At 37.4% G+C, this 17307-nt stretch carries 10 protein-coding genes; 5 read left to right on the top strand and 5 right to left on the bottom strand.

What is annotated here, in order from left to right; all coding sequences use genetic code 11:
- The 4 genes from Q0Q99_RS11325 to pafA all read left to right on the top strand — a co-directional run.
- Positions 1 to 3977: gliding motility-associated C-terminal domain-containing protein (locus Q0Q99_RS11325; protein ID WP_293895890.1), on the top strand; the 3977-nt coding region annotated here is incomplete at its 5' end.
- A 19-nt stretch (positions 3978 to 3996) separates the two neighbouring features.
- Positions 3997 to 4950: a type IX secretion system membrane protein PorP/SprF gene (locus Q0Q99_RS11320; RefSeq protein WP_293895887.1), complete on the top strand. Its 954-nt coding sequence runs from the start codon at positions 3997 to 3999 to the stop codon at positions 4948 to 4950.
- A 10-nt stretch (positions 4951 to 4960) separates the two neighbouring features.
- Positions 4961 to 6853: an OmpA family protein gene (locus tag Q0Q99_RS11315; protein WP_293895884.1), complete on the top strand. Its 1893-nt coding sequence runs from the start codon at positions 4961 to 4963 to the stop codon at positions 6851 to 6853.
- Entirely contained in the window at positions 6850 to 8466 is a 1617-nt protein-coding gene (pafA, locus tag Q0Q99_RS11310) for an alkaline phosphatase PafA (RefSeq protein WP_293895881.1), read from the top strand. The genes Q0Q99_RS11315 and pafA overlap by 4 nt, the downstream gene beginning before the upstream one ends.
- A gap of 52 nt (positions 8467 to 8518) precedes the next feature.
- On the opposite strand, the gene Q0Q99_RS11305 is transcribed toward pafA, so the two are convergent.
- Entirely contained in the window at positions 8519 to 9538 is a 1020-nt protein-coding gene (locus tag Q0Q99_RS11305) for an acyltransferase (protein ID WP_293895878.1), read from the bottom strand.
- 12 nt (positions 9539 to 9550) lie between these two features.
- On the bottom strand, positions 9551 to 10756 hold the full coding sequence (lysA, locus tag Q0Q99_RS11300; protein WP_293895875.1) for a diaminopimelate decarboxylase: 1206 nt from the start codon (positions 10754 to 10756) through the stop codon (positions 9551 to 9553).
- Between lysA and Q0Q99_RS11295 the strand changes: the two genes are divergently transcribed.
- Positions 10755 to 10967, top strand: coding sequence for a hypothetical protein (locus Q0Q99_RS11295; protein WP_293895872.1), 213 nt, complete (start codon positions 10755 to 10757; stop codon positions 10965 to 10967). The two genes, lysA and Q0Q99_RS11295, sit on opposite strands and share 2 nt — an antisense overlap.
- Before the next feature lie 109 nt (positions 10968 to 11076).
- Here Q0Q99_RS11295 and Q0Q99_RS11290 read toward each other — a convergent pair whose 3' ends face one another.
- The 3 genes from Q0Q99_RS11290 to Q0Q99_RS11280 form a co-directional block, all read right to left on the bottom strand.
- Positions 11077 to 13482 (bottom strand): thiamine pyrophosphate-dependent enzyme, encoded by a 2406-nt coding sequence (locus tag Q0Q99_RS11290; protein WP_293895869.1) that lies wholly within the window; start codon positions 13480 to 13482, stop codon positions 11077 to 11079.
- A 184-nt stretch (positions 13483 to 13666) separates the two neighbouring features.
- A complete protein-coding gene (locus Q0Q99_RS11285; RefSeq protein WP_367175039.1) occupies positions 13667 to 16495 on the bottom strand; it encodes an aminopeptidase in 2829 nt (942 codons plus the stop codon).
- Between the two features lie 34 nt (positions 16496 to 16529).
- The gene (locus Q0Q99_RS11280) at positions 16530 to 17255 is read right to left on the bottom strand and encodes a TIGR00730 family Rossman fold protein (RefSeq protein ID WP_293895866.1); all 726 of its coding nucleotides are present in this window, start codon (positions 17253 to 17255) and stop codon (positions 16530 to 16532) included.
- Positions 17256 to 17307 lie beyond the last annotated feature (52 nt).

The raw sequence follows: 17307 nt of genomic DNA, 5'->3' as shown, positions 1-17307 counted from the left end.
CCAGCGCGCCTGTTTGTGCCGGCACACCGGCAACAGTAACTGCTACACCAACACCCGCAGGGACATACACTTATGCATGGACAGTCCCATCGGGAGCAACCAATCCCGGAAATGTAGCAACATTCACCACAACTACGGCGGGAGTTTACAGCGTTATCATTACCAATACCACTACAACCTGTCCAAGTTTACCGGGACAAACTACTGTAGTTATCAATCCCACACCAACAGTAGCTGTAACCAGCGCGCCTGTTTGTGCAGGCACACCAGCCACAGTAACTGCCACACCAACACCGGCAGGAACATACACTTATGCATGGACAGTCCCATCGGGAGCAACGAATCCCGGAAATGTGGCTACATTCACAACAACTACGGCAGGAGTTTATAGTGTTATCATTACCAATACCACTACAAGCTGTCCAAGCCAACCGGGACAAACCACATTGGTTATCAATCCTTTAGCAGATGCTGGAAATGATGGAACATTGAATATCTGTTCTAATCAAAATTCAGTAGATTTATTTAATTCATTATCGGGAACACCACAAACAGGAGGAACGTGGTCGCCAGCTTTAACAAGTGGGACAGGTACATTTAACCCTGCAGTAGATGCTTCGGGAGTTTATACTTATACAATTACAGGCACTGCACCTTGTGTTGATGATACTGCCACCGTAACAGTTGTAGTTACTCCGGGTCCAGAAGCAGGGACTGATAATACATTAGTGATTTGTGTTAATAATCCACCCCAGGATTTATTTTTATTATTAGGTCCAAATGCACAAACTGGAGGAACATGGGTACCAGCAATGGCGAGTGGAACAGGGGTTTTTGACCCGGCAGTTGATCCACAAGGAAATTATACCTATACTTTGTCAGGAACCGCACCTTGTTCAAATGACTCTGCTACAATTTCGGTAACAGTAAATCCAATTCCTGATGCCGGAACAGATGGAACTAAAACATTTTGTTCGAATGGAGCTCCAACGGATTTGTTTCTTTCACTTGGAGGAACGCCACAAGCTGGAGGAATTTGGTCACCTGCTTTAACAAGCGGAACAGGCGTTTTTGACCCAGCTGTTGATACTGCAGGAATTTATACTTACACAGTTGGTAGTACCTGTATTACACCTTCAACCGCAACGGTAACAGTTTCTATAACTCAAGCGCCAAATTCAGGTGGCATTGGACAAACTTTGAATTCTTGTCCGAATATAACTTCTCTTGATTTATTTACTGGATTAGATGGAACTCAAGATGCCGGAAACTGGAGCGATGATGATGCTACCGGCGCATTGGTAAACAATATTTTCAATCCATCAACCGTTGGAGTTGGAACCTATCATTTTACATATACAGTAGTAGGAACTTCTCCTTGTGCTAATGGAACTTCAACCGTAACAGTGATTGTAAATCCTTTGCCAAATGCCGGTAATGCAGTTACGATTGCCCCAGTTTGTACTTCGGTTGGAACAATAGATTTGAATACTCTATTAACCGGCCAAGATGCTGGCGGTACATGGTCAGTAACTACACCTGTTGATATTAGTGCTTTTGCTGCAGGTACATATACTTATACTTATTCGATAACAAATTCATGTGGCACAGATACACAAGATGTACAGTTTACAGTGCTTCCAAATCCAATAGTAGCTTCTTCAAATATTAGTATTTCTCCGACTTGTATTGGTTTAGATGTACCGGTTAGTTTATCCGGAATGGTAGATGGAACCTATACATTAAATTATGATTTAAGCGGAAGCAATACACTTACGAATCAAAATGTAGCGGTAGTGATTTCAGGAAGTAACGGAAGCTTTACTATTCCAACTGCTAGCGTTCCTAATGTTGGTACAACAACTATTACTTTCAATACTATTCAGGATACAACGACTACTTGTCAGGTTACTTTGAACAATGTTAGCGGAACAATTGTTATTAATCCGATAGTTCAAATTGATAATACAAATATTGCTGTTTCTACCATTTGCCTTGGAAGTGTAGCAACCGTTGTTATTTCAAATGCAACAAATCTTCCGGATGGTGTTTATCAATTTAATTACAGTATTCCGACAGGAACTCCAACAACTGGAAATTCCGGAGATGTTACAATAACCGGAGGTAGCGGTCAGTTCACTGTTCCGGCTTCTGTTTTTGCAACAGTTGGAAGTTATACGATTACCATTAACAGTATTACTACCACAACAGGCTGTTCTAATACAACAGAAGATGCAAATGCAACTTTTGCTGTCGTTGCCCCTTTATCAGCAGGAACATTTACAGGTCTGACTTCGGTTTGTCCATCAACAGGTATAATGGATTTAGCAGGACTTTTAACAGGTGAAAGTGCTGGTGGAGTTTGGACAGATAATACTTCGCAAGTCGTAACATCTCCAATAAATATTACCGGTTTCTCCGCCGCAACTTATAGTTATACTTATACTGTAACAAACACCTGTGGCACAGATACTGAAGTGGTGCAATTTACAGTGTATGCCAATCCACAATTAACAACACTGAACATTTCGACATCTCCAACATGTATTGGAACCAATGCCGTAGTGAATCTTAACGGAATGGTTGATGGAACCTATACATTAAATTATGATTTAAGCGGAAGCAACACTTTACCCGCTCAATCCGTTGTGGTTATAATTGCTGCAACTATTGGAAGTTTTACCATTCCAACAGCCTCGATTCCTAATGTTGGAACAACTGTAATTACATTTACCAGCATTGTAAATAATACAACAACTTGCGCTAGTACATTAACAAATGTTGCTGCACAACTAATCATAAGGCCTTTGGCAGATATTGATAATGCAAATTTAAGCATTGCCAATGTTTGTTTTGGAAGTAATGTAGCTGTAAATATTGCCGGTGCCGTAAATCTACCGGACGGAGTTTGTCAATTTAATTATTCTATTCCAGGCGCTACTCCGGTAGCAGGAAATTCAGGAAATGTAACTATAACTTCAGGAGTTGGGCAATTTACCATTCCGTCAACATCATTCACTACTGCTGCGAATTATACATTGACAATTACCGGAATAATTGCGGCGACAGGTTGTACGAATACAAGTGAAAATGCTACAGCAACTTTCACAATTAATCCAATTCCGAATACGACCGGAGCTACTGTTTTGGCGGAAGCCACTTGTATCAATATAGGTAGTTTGGTAACGATTTCAGGAGCTAACAGTTTAGCTGATGGTACATATTCTATAACGTATCAATTATCGGGAGCTAATAGTGGAACGGCAACTATTTCTGCGACTTTTGCGTCAGGTGTTGCAACGTTCACAATTCTTGGAACAGATATAGTAAATAATGGAGACACTACAATAACAATTACAAACCTGATTTCCACAGCGACAACTTGTGGAATTACAGGAACTGTTTTCCCTACAACAACTTTCAACGTGGCATCATTAGCTGAACCAGTATTAACTGACCAAGGAAACCTTTTCTGCGGATTAGATGTGCCGGCACCAACAATTGCCGATTTATCTGCGAATATTGTTGGGACTCCAAATATGATTTGGTATAATGCTTCAACAGGAGGAATTGCATACAGTGCAACCGATTTATTAGTTGATGCGACAACTTATTATGGAGCTGTTGTTTCTGCTAACGGTTGTGAGAGTTCCCGTCTTCAGGTTACGGTTGACTTAACCTTCTGTGATGTCGTAATACCTGATGGATTCTCTCCAAACAACGACGGAATCAATGACACATTTGAAATTCCGGACCTTGCTATACATTATCCTAATTTTAAATTAGAAATATACAATCGTTACGGAAGTTTAGTTTATACCGGAAACAGGAACAAAGAAAATTGGGGTGGAACAACAACGGAAAGTGGACTGAAGTTAGGTGACAAGTTACTTCCAACCGGAGTTTATTTCTACATACTGAATTTCAACGACGGAACAAGAAAAGCTATTCAAGGTAGAGTATATCTAAACAGATAAAGGACAAATGAGTGCAACTATGAAACATAAAATTATTAAATATCTCCTAGTACTACTTGTTGTTTTTTTGACATCAAAATTACACGCGCAACAAGATCCGCAGTTTACTCATTATATGTATAATATGAGTGTGATAAATCCGGCTTACGCAACAGACAATGCTGATGTGATAAACTTTGGCGGATTGTATCGTGCACAATGGGTCGGAATAGAAGGCGCACCAACAACACAAACATTTTTCGCACACAAGCCGGTATCCAAAAGAGTGGAAGTTGGACTTTCTGTTGTTCATGATGAAATAGGCGATGTGGTTAAAGAGAATAATATTTTTGCTGACTTTGCGTATGTTCTACCATTAAACGAAACTACCAAATTATCATTTGGACTAAAAGCTGGAGTTACCTTATTTGACACTAATTTCAATGGCTTTGTGCTTACCGATCCTGCTCCGGATCCTGCATTTCAGAATAATATCAGCCAGACGTTTCCTAATTTTGGAGCAGGAACTTATTTGTTTGGATCCAATTATTATCTTGGTTTGTCAGCGCCAAATTTAATGACTTCAAGACATATAGAAACCATAAACGGACATGCCGGAAGTGGTGTAGAATCCATCCACTTTTTTATGACGGGTGGTTATGTCTTTACTTTTAACGGAAACGATAACTTCAAACTAAAACCTGCCTTTATGGCTAAAGGAGTCGAAGGTGCACCAGTTTCATTGGATTTGACAACCAATGTTTTAATCAACAATAAATTTGAAGCCGGAGTTGGTTACCGCATGGGCGATTCGGTGAGCGGTTTAGCGAGTTTTTATATTACACCGGAACTTCGAATAGGGTATTCTTACGATTATACGCTTTCCAATTTGAGGGATTTCAACTCAGGTTCGCACGAGGTATTTTTACTATGGGATTTGGATTTAGGTAAACTTTCAGGTAAAGGATATGATAAATCACCCCGATTCTTTTAAAATGAAAATGATGAAAAAATTCTACTACATACTTTTTGTTTTTTGCAGTATCACCACTCTTTTTGCCCAAAAAAAAGTCAGTGTTAACCAAGCCAACACTTTGTTTGCAAGTAAGTCATATGTCAAAGCTGCTGAAGCTTATGAACAAGTAATTCAGACAAAACAATCAAAACAAGTGTTGCAAAATTTGGGAGATTGTTACTATTACAATTTCCAGATGGCCAATGCAGTACGTGCTTACGGACAATTATTTTTCACTTATAAAGACAGTGTGAAAAAAGAAGTGCTTTTCAGATACGCTAACGCATTGAAAGGAACAAAGGATTTTGATAAAGGCGACGCCATAATGTCGGAGTATATAGGTTTTGACCAAAATACCCCAAAATTCATGAAGAACATTACCCGAAACACGCCCAATAGTTTTAAATTGCAAATCATGTCAAAAAACAAAACCAATGGCGATTTTGGAATTTCTTTCTATGGCGATAAAGTAACTTTTTCCTCCACCCGAAATGCCGAAAAAAAAGCCTATGGTTGGAACGACAAACCTTATCTCGACTTGTTTTTTGCGTCGGTTGACAAAGACGGTCAATTGATAAGTGTCGAGCCATTTCCTCCTATTATTAATACCAAAAAACACGAAAGTTCTGCCACATTCAGCGCCGATGGAAAAACAATGTATTTTAACAGAAGCAGTGAGAAAAGGGTTAAAATTGGCGAAGAAAAAGTGGCAATGATTAAAATCTATAAAGCAGAATTTGTAGATGGCAAATGGACAAATATAACAATGTTGCCTTTCTCCAGCGATTCGTATTCGGTTGAACATCCGTTCCTGACGAAAGACGGAAAGAAACTTTATTTCGCGAGTGATATGCCGGGCACATTAGGCTCAATGGATATTTTTGTAGTTGATGTAAATGATGATGGAACCTACAGCCAGCCAAGAAATTTGGGAGAAACAATTAACACAATTCACAGGGAACAATTTCCTTTTTTAACCGAAGACGGAACACTTTATTTCGCTTCTGACGGACATCAGGGTAATGGGAATTTAGATGTTTTCATGAGTTTGAAACTTAGCGACACCGAATTTGACAAACCACTCAATTTGGGTTCAAGTATTAACAGCGAAATGGATGACTTCAATTTCATTTTGGATGAGAAAAACAATAAAGGCTATTTTGCTTCTAACAGAACAGGAGATGATAATTTATACACTTTCATTCAGGAAGATAATAAATTGCAATACCTTGTTGAAGGTGAAGTTAGAGATATAAAATCAACGGAACTTTTGCCTGGTGCAACAGTAAAATTATATGATGACAAGGGCAATCTTCTCGAAGAAATATTGGTAGGTAAAGATGGTACTTTCACTTTCAATACGGAGCCAAACAAGAAATACAAAATCATGGCTTTTAAAGATTTTTATATTCCGGCTGAAGCCGAATTTGACACCAGCCAAAAAGGAAAAGTATACATAGACCTGCAAATGAAAGTCGAGTCGTATTATGATGCGGAAGATATTATCAATAAAAAAGATGACGGAACTGTTCTTATTGAATTGGAAAACATTTATTTCGATTTGGATAAATGGGATATTAAACCGCAGGCGGCGCAAGTTCTCGATGTGTTGGTTGGACTGTTGAAAAAATATCCATACATGGAAATTCTAATCGGTTCGCACACCGATTCACGTGCATCGACAGTATATAATTTGAGGCTGTCAAATAAACGTGCCGCTTCTGCATTGGGATATTTGGTACAAAACGGAATAATGAGAAACAGGCTTCGTTCCATAGGCTATGGCGAAACCAAACCATTAATTATTTGCCCTAAAAATGATTGTACCGAAGCAGAGCATGCCACAAATCGTAGATGTACGTTTATGATTTTAAAATTATGAGTAAAAAGTTTCTTCCTTTTGTATGCTTATTCGTTATTGCAAATCTGACAGCACAGCAACGACCAAAACTTGTAGTTGGTATTGTTGTCGACCAAATGAAGATGGAATACCTCTATCGTTTTCAAAATGATTTTTCCGAAAACGGTTTTAAACGATTGATGAATAAAGGTTATACGTTTTACAACATGCATTATAACTATATGCCAACGTATACCGCGCCTGGTCACGCTTCAATTTATACAGGAACTACACCGGCAATGCACGGAATTGTGAGTAATGAATGGTACAGCAGAAGTGCAGGAAAAGAAGTATATTGTACAGACGATGCTTCGGTAAAAACGCTTGGAGACGGCACCAAAGAAGAAGGTGAAATGTCTCCCAAAAATTTGCAGACTACAACAATTACAGATGAACTCCGCTTGTCAACTAACTTTAAAGGAAAGGTAATAGGCATTAGTATGAAAGACAGGGGCGCAATTCTTCCTGCCGGGCATTTTGCCAATTGGGCATTTTGGTATAGCAAAACGGGAAGCTTTATTTCGAGTACTTTTTATGGTGAAAAACTACCAGATTGGGTAACCGATTTCAATGCACAAAAAGGCTATATGAAATATATTAATCAAGGCTGGAACTTATTAAAACCAATCGCAACTTATGATGAAAGTCTGGCGGATGATAATCCATACGAAGGCAAACTATACAAAGTAGATAAACCTGTTTTTCCGTATGATTTAAAAGCAATGCTCGAAAAAAACAATCCAAGCATTTTGAGGGCAACGCCTTTTGGAAATGATTATGTTGCCGACTTTGCCAAGGCTGCCATCGAAAAGGAAGCTTTAGGAAAAGACGATGTTACCGATTTTCTTGCCGTTAGTTTTTCCTCTACGGATTATGTTGGACATATTCTTGGACCGCGTTCTATGGAGTTACAGGACACGTATTTGCGTCTGGATTTGACTATTGCGGATTTCCTTATTTATTTGGATAAAACAGTTGGAAAAGGAAATTATTTGGTTTTCCTGACAGCTGACCATGCCGGAGCAGAAAACGCCCGTTTTTTAAACGATAACAAATACGATGTAACTAATATTGATATTAAGGAAGCAACCAAAAATCTGAAGAAATTCTCTACTGATACTTTTGGGGACGATTTGGTCTTGAACTATGATAGTTTTAATTTGTTTTTTGATAAGAATAAAATTAAAACCAAAGGGTTGGATTTAGTTAAGGTAAAACAAGCGTTTAAAGACTTTTTAATGACGCAAAACTATGTAAAAAGGGTTTATACCGAAGAAGAAATTTTAGCCAATTCAGGAGCTGATTATCATTTAAATTGCATTGCTAAAGGCTATGACGCAACCCAAAACGGAGATATGGTTGTTCTTGATAAGCCGGGCTATATTGAATACGGGCCAACAGGAACTTCTCACGGAACGACTTATAGTTATGATACGAATGTGCCGTTATTGTTTTATGGCTGGAAAATTCCAAAAGGAGAATCTCACGAGAAAAAAGTAATCACCCAAATTGCACCAACTTTATCCCAAAAACTAAAAATTACACTTCCTAACGGAACGGAATCAGAAGTATTGAGCGAGATTTTGGATAAATAAAAGACGCTTGGATGTATCTTTTCAATAATTTCTCCTTCAGTATTCTTATGGCTTAAGTAGTTTTCAAAGCACGTTTCTCAATAAGATGCCAGGAGAAATAACCAAGAAACATGGTAATTAATAAACTGGTGAGCATTAACTCATAAGTTCCTAAATCGAAAAAGTAAAGTAATGTCTGCTGAACCAAAAAGCCATAAATATAAACGCCATAGGAGATATCACCTATCTTTTGACCAATACTTTTTATATATAAAGTCTTTAAAAGTCCGAAACCCAATATGATTAAAGGAAGAAGTAAGTACCCAAAAAATTGAAACCGTCCCATTTTTGTGGCAACTATCAAAAGAATTATGCCCAATAACAATAAGGGCTTTTTGTGTTTGAATTTTTCAAAATTAATCGAAGCCAAAAATGAGCCTGCAATAAAATAACAACCCAAGTCATATAAATCTTGTGAATCAAGATAGAACTTTGAAATGATTTCATCAAGAAAATGCTGCGCAAAATTGGCTAAAGAAAAGAGTATAATAAATGCTGCTGCCAACAATAAAATCTGGGGTAATTTTCTTTTAAAGTAAAAAAAGAGCAATAATGATAAATACATAGTGAACTCATAGCTTATCGTCCACAAACTGCCATTTATTGCTCGTGGATATGGATTTTTTTCAAACACTCCACCAACGAAAAATTTTACATGGTACAAACCTAAATTTCTATAAAGATACCGCCAGAAATCATCATGGTTTAAGATGTTTCCTTCGCCAGTGTAAAGTAACGCCATGAGCAATAGTGTAAGCAATAAAGCCACCATTAATGCAGGGAAAATACGGATCATTCTTTTCCAGATATATTCCCGCAAATTTTCACTTCGCTTTAGGCTTGAAAATACCAAGTAGCCGCTTATTATAAAAAAACATTTTACGGAAAACGTCCCCAAGGAAATCTGATTGTCGGTAATTACGAGGAAAATTTCCTTGTTGTTATTGTTGGTAAGTGCAAATGAATGGGAAACAATAACCAATGTTGAAAAGAGCAACCTTAAAAAATCGAAATTATTTTCTTTATTAATCATTTTATTTGGAAGTTATAAATCAACCATAATCTGATTCTGAAGTAAATCATTAAAGGTTTCGCGTTCGCGTATCAAATGCCCTTTGCCATTTTTCCATAAAACTTCGGCGGGCTTAAAGCGCGAATTATAGTTGGATGCCATCGAAAAGCAATACGCTCCCGCATTCCTGAAACATAGCGTGTCGCCTTCATGAATTTCAGCAATCCTGCGGTTGTTGGCAAACGTATCGGTTTCGCATATGTAACCTACAACAGTGTAAAAACGCTCTTTGCCTTTTGGATGGGAAATATTTTCAATGCTGTGCTGCGAGCCATAAAACATCGGACGAATCAAGTGGTTAAAACCACTATCAATACCTGCAAAAACGGTTGATGTTGTTTGTTTTACCACATTTACTTTTGCCAAAAAATAACCTGCTTCACTTACCAGGAATTTTCCAGGTTCAAAAGCCAACGTCAATTCGCGGCCATATTCTTTTTCAAAAGCCAGAAATCGTTTGGTTAGTTTTTTACCCAATTCTTCTATGTCGGTTTCGATATCATCTTTTTTATAAGGCACTTTAAATCCGGAACCAAAATCAAGAAATTCCAAATCCTTAAATTGTTTGGCCGTATCAAAAAGGATTTCTGATGCATACAAAAACACTTCAATATCCAGAATGTCGGAACCCGTATGCATGTGAATTCCGTTGATGTTCATTTTGGTATTTTCAACAATACGCAACACATGTGGAATCTGATAAATTGAAATGCCAAACTTACTATCAATATGCCCTACGGAAATGTTCTCATTGCCACCTGCCATAACATGCGGATTGATACGGATACAAACCGGAACTTTGGGATATTTGGCACCAAAATGCTCTAAAATTGAAAGGTTGTCAATATTGATTTGGACACCCATTTTTGCAACTTCTTCAATCTCTTCAAAGGAAACTCCGTTTGGGGTAAAAATAATCCTGTCCGGAGTGAAACCTGCATGTAAGCCAAGCTGTACTTCCTGAATTGAAACTGTATCCAATCCCGAACCCATATTTTTCAGCAATTTTAGGATAGAAATATTCGACAAGGCTTTCATCGCATAGTTGATTCGTAACTTTTCTACTTTGGCGAAAGCCGTAGTTAAGCGCTTATATTGTGACGCAATTTTTTCGGCATCATAGACATATAAAGGACTTCCGAATGTTTCGGTTAAGTCAAGTAGTTCTTTGGGCTGCATGATAATATTTTTTGCAAAGATAATCAACAATTGCGGAATTGCCATCATTAGTACTTTTGAAGGTCTCCGAAGTGAGCCTGAAGTCGTCCGCAATGTGGTTGAAGACGTCAGAAGTCCCGTTGAAGGATTCAGAAATAGTATTGAAGGTCTCCGAAGAGAAAATGAATTCCTCAGAAGCATCTATGAAGGATTCCGAAGCGCTGTTGAATGAGTCCGAAGCCTCGTTGAAGGTTGCAAGGGCTTGGAAATGCTGGAAAGTTGGTTTTTGGGGTTTACAGTTGAAAGGTTTTAGAATCTGTCAGGTGTACTATTGAAAGTTTCTAATACAAACTCGGAAACTTATCCGGTTTTGCCTCGTGCATTATGGCATATACTTTTTCAAAAACATTTTCAACAGAAGGTTTTGAGAAATAATCTCCATCGGTTCCATAGGCGGGACGGTGCGCTTTAGAAGTCAGCGTTTGCGGCGCACTGTCTAAATGGTTGTATGCTTTTTGTTCGTCAATGATTTGCTGTAAAATAAAAGCACTAGCTCCACCGGGAACATCTTCATCTATAACCAACAAACGGTTTGTTTTCATAACCGATTTTACACAATCCTGATTGATATCAAATGGCAATAACGATTGTGCATCAATGATTTCTACATCAATGCCGGCTTCCAATAATTCTTTTGCGGCTTGCTCTATAATACGAAGTGTTGAACCATAGGAAACAATCGTAATATCACTTCCTGTTTTTATGGTTTCCACAACGCCAATCGGTGTTTTGAATTCGCCTAAATTGGTTGGCATTTTTTCTTTCAGACGATAGCCGTTCAAACATTCAATCACCAATGCCGGCTCATCTGTTTCTAACAACGTATTGTAAAAACCAGCCGCTTTCGTCATGTTTCTAGGCACTAAAACGTGAATCCCACGAATAGCGTTGATAATCATTCCCATTGGCGAACCCGAATGCCAGATTCCTTCCAATCTATGTCCACGCGTTCTGATAATCAAAGGCGCTTTTTGCCTGCCTTGTGTTCTGTATTGTAAAGTCGCCAAATCATCGCTCATGATCTGAATGGCATATAATAAATAATCTAAATACTGAATTTCGGCAATTGGTCGCAGGCCACGCATTGCCATTCCAATTCCTTGTCCGAGAATGGTTGCTTCACGGATTCCGACATCAGCTACGCGAAGTTCACCATATTTCTCCTGCATACCTTCTAAACCTTGGTTCACATCACCAATATTTCCGGCATCTTCCCCAAAAACCAACGCCTCAGGATATTTATTGAATATCGCGTCAAAATTGTCACGCAATACCAAACGAGCGTCAACTTCCTCGGCTGAATCATCGTAAGTGGCCGCAGTTTCAGTAGCTTTCAATACATTTTTATCCGATTGCGAAAATAAATGCGAACTAAATTTCGGCTGGATTTTATTTATGTAATCTGTTATCCAATTAGCCAATTCTTGTCTGCAATTTTCATTGACAACCATTCGAAGTACTTTTCGGGCAATCGTTAAAATTTCTTTGCGGATTGGTTCTTTTATAGAAGCTAAATCAGTGGCTTCTTTCTCGATAAAAATTTTGTTAGCGCTTAATGTGGCAATTGAATTCAATACCGAAACCAATTCCTGCTGCTCCTCTTTCATTGGGGAAACAAAGGCTGTCCAGGCAGCTTTCTTGCCTTCTAGAACTTCTTTTTTAGAGTTGGTCTCGATGGTTTCTAATTCATCGGCTGTAGCCAAATCATTTTGAAGTAACCATGTTCTCATTTGGGTCACACAATCAAACTCAGTTTCCCAGGCTAAACGGTCTGCATTTTTATAGCGTTCGTGTGAACCCGAAGTAGAATGGCCTTGTGGCTGCGTTAATTCCTGTACGTGAATTAAAATCGGGACATGTTCTTCTCGGGCAATTTCGGCAGCTTTTTCATATGTCGCTACTAAAGTCGGATAATCCCAACCTTTAACGGTTAAGATTTCGTAGCCATTGGCATTATCATCACGCTGAAAACCCTTAAGGATTTCAGAGATGCTTTCTTTTGTTGTCTGATGTTTGGCATGCACGGAAATTCCGTATTCGTCATCCCAAACACTGATAATCATTGGTACTTGTAAAACACCGGCGGCATTGATGGTTTCAAAAAACAATCCTTCTGAAGTAGAAGCGTTACCAATGGTTCCCCATGCTATCTCATTTCCGTTGTTTGAGAAATTGGTAAAATTTTCCAATCCGCGTACGTTTCTGTATATTTTTGATGCTTGCGCCAATCCCAATAATCGCGGCATTTGACCGGCGGTTGGAGAAATATCAGCACTTGAATTTTTTTGTTGCGTCAGGTTATTCCAATTGCCATTTTCATCAATGGAATGTGTTGTAAAATGCCCGCCCATTTGTCTTCCGGCGCTCATTGGATCGTGCGCTAAATCGGAATGACCATATAAACCCGCAAAAAATTGTTGGATTGATAAAGCACCAATTGCCATCATAAACGTTTGGTCACGATAATAACCCGAACGAAAATCACCGTTTTGGAATGCTTTAGCCATAGCCAATTGAGGCACTTCTTTTCCGTCACCAAAAATTCCGAATTTTGCCTTTCCGGTTAGTACTTCCTTTCGTCCCAGCAGACTACATTCTCTGCTGATAGTGGCAATTTTATAATCATTTAAAACTTCTTGTTTGAAGTCTTCAAATGTGATTTCGGTTTTGGATGTTGCTTCGGACATAGACGGGAAATATTTTGAAATAACAAATTTAAATAAAAAGAAGTAACAAATTATATTCTGAGCCGAAAATATAATTTAACTATCTGTAATTTATTTGTCTTAAAAAGGAATTGTACTGATGAATATTCAATAAAAGCTAGAATATTCAGTAAAATATTTAAAATAAGGAAGTTTTAAGTTCGTTTTAAAACCATTTTCTGGTGAAAAGATTGATCAGGGTTTCGGGTTTAAATGTCATTATAAATCGAATTTTTTCACGGTAGTTTTTATCTCCAATTTCCCAACCATTATTAGAGTAAACGGGAAAAAACAACTCAAAATAATCAGTAACTAAGTTCAATCGAATTCCGCTATCATAAACAAATTTTGGGTTGATGTCTTTGTTTTTTATAAAACCAATATCACCATAACCTTCAATCCAACTCCAAATACTATAACTGGCATTAATGGTCGCCATCCAACGATTGGCGGTTCGTGTTTCTAATTTTGATTTAAAAAAACCATCGGTAACAATAGATTGCTGGCTGAACAATCCTGTGGTTTCAGAACGACCTAAATAATCGCTTTCAAAAAGATAATCGGATGGTCTGTCGAGGCCAAAATCAAAATAGCTTGAAGTTGTTTTATTGTGCAGAAAGGTTCCTGCAAACAGGCGGAGATTTAGAGATCGGTTGTTGTCAAAAAGTTTTCGATATTGTATTTCGGTAGCCAGTTTGCCAAAAACATTTGAATATTGAAAATCTCCCAAAAACGAAAAATGATTCGTTACTTCGGTTTTGGTGTTAAAATATTTGGCATTAAAAATTTGATAGTTTTCGCTGCTTTCACTAGCCGTAAATGCAGTTTTTTGTTTATCAACAATAATTTCTTTCACGATTATTGTTTGTTTTCGGTTGTCCCTAAAATCATCAGGCCTGAAATTCAGAAAAACAATTGGTGTTAATTTTTTATAATAAGCATCGGGTGCATAATGCAAATAATGTCCGCTAAGCATGTAACGAATATGATACAGATTACTGTCGCGGTTGAATTGACTTACATAAACAAATCCTTTTCCCGAAAAACTACTGGTTTTGGTGGAAATAGTTGGATTTACATCAAAAATGAAAGGCTTGTCTAAAATGGTTTTGTTGTGAAAGCGAAAGCCGGGGAGCAAACCATCGTACAAATTGTATTCTAATGTTGGAACATACAATATCTGATTATAAGACGGATCTTCCAAATCCTTCAAAAAATTGAATTTTATCGGGCGATTAAAATGGAGACTGCGTAATGAATACCAATTATTCCTTCTGTTAAACTCGGGAACTTCATTATTGTAATTAATTACAATTTTGCCAGCCTCATTTCTCGGAATGGTATAAATGCTGTCAGAAGTTATGTTGTCGAACCATTTTTTATAGACAATTTTTTTATCTTTTACACCATAAACAGATATTGGAACATTGGTTTTGGTTTTGTTCTTAAACGAAAAGCTAACGCTGTCTTTGGTTCGGGTAACCTTGTCAAATTTAAAATCGATAATGTCTCGGGAATCGATAATTTTATTGAAAAACCATTCTATTTTTTTAGGTGAATTTGTGGTTAAAATGTTTTCGAAATCCTTTCGGTTTGTTTGCTGAGCAGTATTTAAAACAAGAAATTGTTTGATACTGTTTGAAACAACATCGTTTTCGAGATAACTGTCTAAATACCTAAAACTTAATCCCGCTTTGTATTTTAAGGCAATTTTTTCGTTGAATTTGATTAAGGTGTTTTTTGGATTTGCTAAAGGTTGGTCTAAGTTTTTTCTAGCCATCAGCATGTATAAATAGCTGTATTGCCCATTGAAATTCAATGAAACTAAGTTATAGCCTTTCAACAATTTTAGTTTGGCAACACTTCCCATCATCTTACTGTCAGGATGGTATTCTTCTATATATTTCATCATAATATACACTTGAATTCCATCATAAATCCAGTTATCTTTTCTTGGGTCTAATTGTAAAGTGTTGTGCAGGTAATTGTTTACATAGGTTTTCAGGAACTTGATTTCGTATAAAAACTCATCGCGAAACGGACTTATAAAAAAAGGCAATTGGTTTAACCCGTAAAATGGATTTCTGTCATAATCGGCTTGGGCAACCGTTATTTTTGACTGTGGATATTTACCCATATTTTCGGCAACATAATTCACAATTCTATCAATGACAATGGCTCTTTGGATATCGTTTAGTCTACTGTCTTTTAAATTGGAAACTACTTCAAGGTTGCTGTTTTTATAGATTTCAAAATCCTTTTTGTTATCGAGAAACAGAGTAAAATCCAAACGGTTCTTGCCAGATAATCGGTAAAAGTAGGAACCCTCAGAAACAGTATCTTTCGGGATTTCATTCAAATCTGAAAACAAGTCAAAATTTTGAGGGATTTTGATTTCGATATCATAATCAGAAAGCGCATTGGCACAATCGTCTAAATTTAAATTTTCATATTTGACAAAGGCTTTATTCTCGTATCGTGCCGGAATAAGAAAGCAGTTTTTGAGGTACATTTTGCCGTTTTCTCCAAAACCATATTTTGTGAATTTATCGCTGGGAATTTTCACAGTATAGTTGAGGATAAAAGTTACTTTTTGATTGGGCAACAATTTTTCCTTAAGTTCAATTTGAATAACGTCAGGATGGTTGGTATCTCTTTCCCAGGTTAACGAAGTTTTATTTTCATCAACGATACTAATGTTACTTGTTCTGCCTCTTTCTTTTTCTTTGGCCAAATGAAAACCTCTTTCAAATTCATCGGAAAACCTTGCTGCCAAGGGCGTGTTTTTTGAAGAATATCCGTTCATCCAATCGTTCAAAACAATATTGCTTAGGGTATCATCCGTCTGGTTGAAAAATATAAGTTCCTGATTAACGGTCAATTCTTTCTTTTCATTGTCAATATTCACATTCATTTTGGAATGATGCTGTGCCAATAATTTTATCGGAAATGATAAAAATAACCCAAGAAAAAATATTTTAAAAATTGATTTCAAAGAAAGTTGATTACATGATTCAGTACAAGTTATGTTAGAAGTTTGGACTCAGATTGTATTTTTTGTAGAAATTATCCAGGGCTTCAACCACTTCATCTTCGGTGTCTACAATTTTAATTAGGTTCATATCTTCCGAATTAGCGTTGCCTTCTTTGGCAATCATCACCGTTTTTATCCATTCAAATAATCCTGCCCAAAACTCTGAACCCACTAAAATGATTGGGAATTTCCCAATTTTCTTGGTTTGGATAAGCGTCACGGCTTCAAATAATTCATCTAAAGTTCCAAATCCGCCCGGCATTACTACAAATCCTTGTGAGTATTTTACAAACATTACTTTACGAACAAAGAAATAGTCAAAGTTTAGGTTTTTATCCTTATCAATATACGGATTATAATGTTGCTCAAAAGGCAATTCGATGTTCAAACCTACCGATGTTCCCGCGCCATTATGCGCTCCTTTGTTTCCCGCTTCCATGATGCCGGGTCCGCCGCCAGTGATAACTCCGTAGCCCGCTTTACTGATTTTATAAGCGATTTTTTCGGCTAATAAATAATATTTGGTATCAGGTTTTGTTCGGGCAGACCCAAAAATGGAAACACACGGACCAATTCTCGCCATGGTTTCGTATCCATTTACAAACTCGGACATAATTTTAAAAATAGCCCATGAGTCGTTTGTTCTTATTTCATTCCAGGGTTTTTGTTTTAGTTTATCATGGATCTTATCATCGTCATCCAGGAATTCTTCTTTCCTCATAATTGGTTCTTAGGTTTTTAATAGTAAATCAAACGCGCAAAAGTAATTCTTT

This window comes from Flavobacterium sp. (assembly GCF_025352425.1).
Lineage (GTDB): Bacteria > Bacteroidota > Bacteroidia > Flavobacteriales > Flavobacteriaceae > Flavobacterium.
This window is presented reverse-complemented; position numbering and strand designations above follow the sequence as displayed.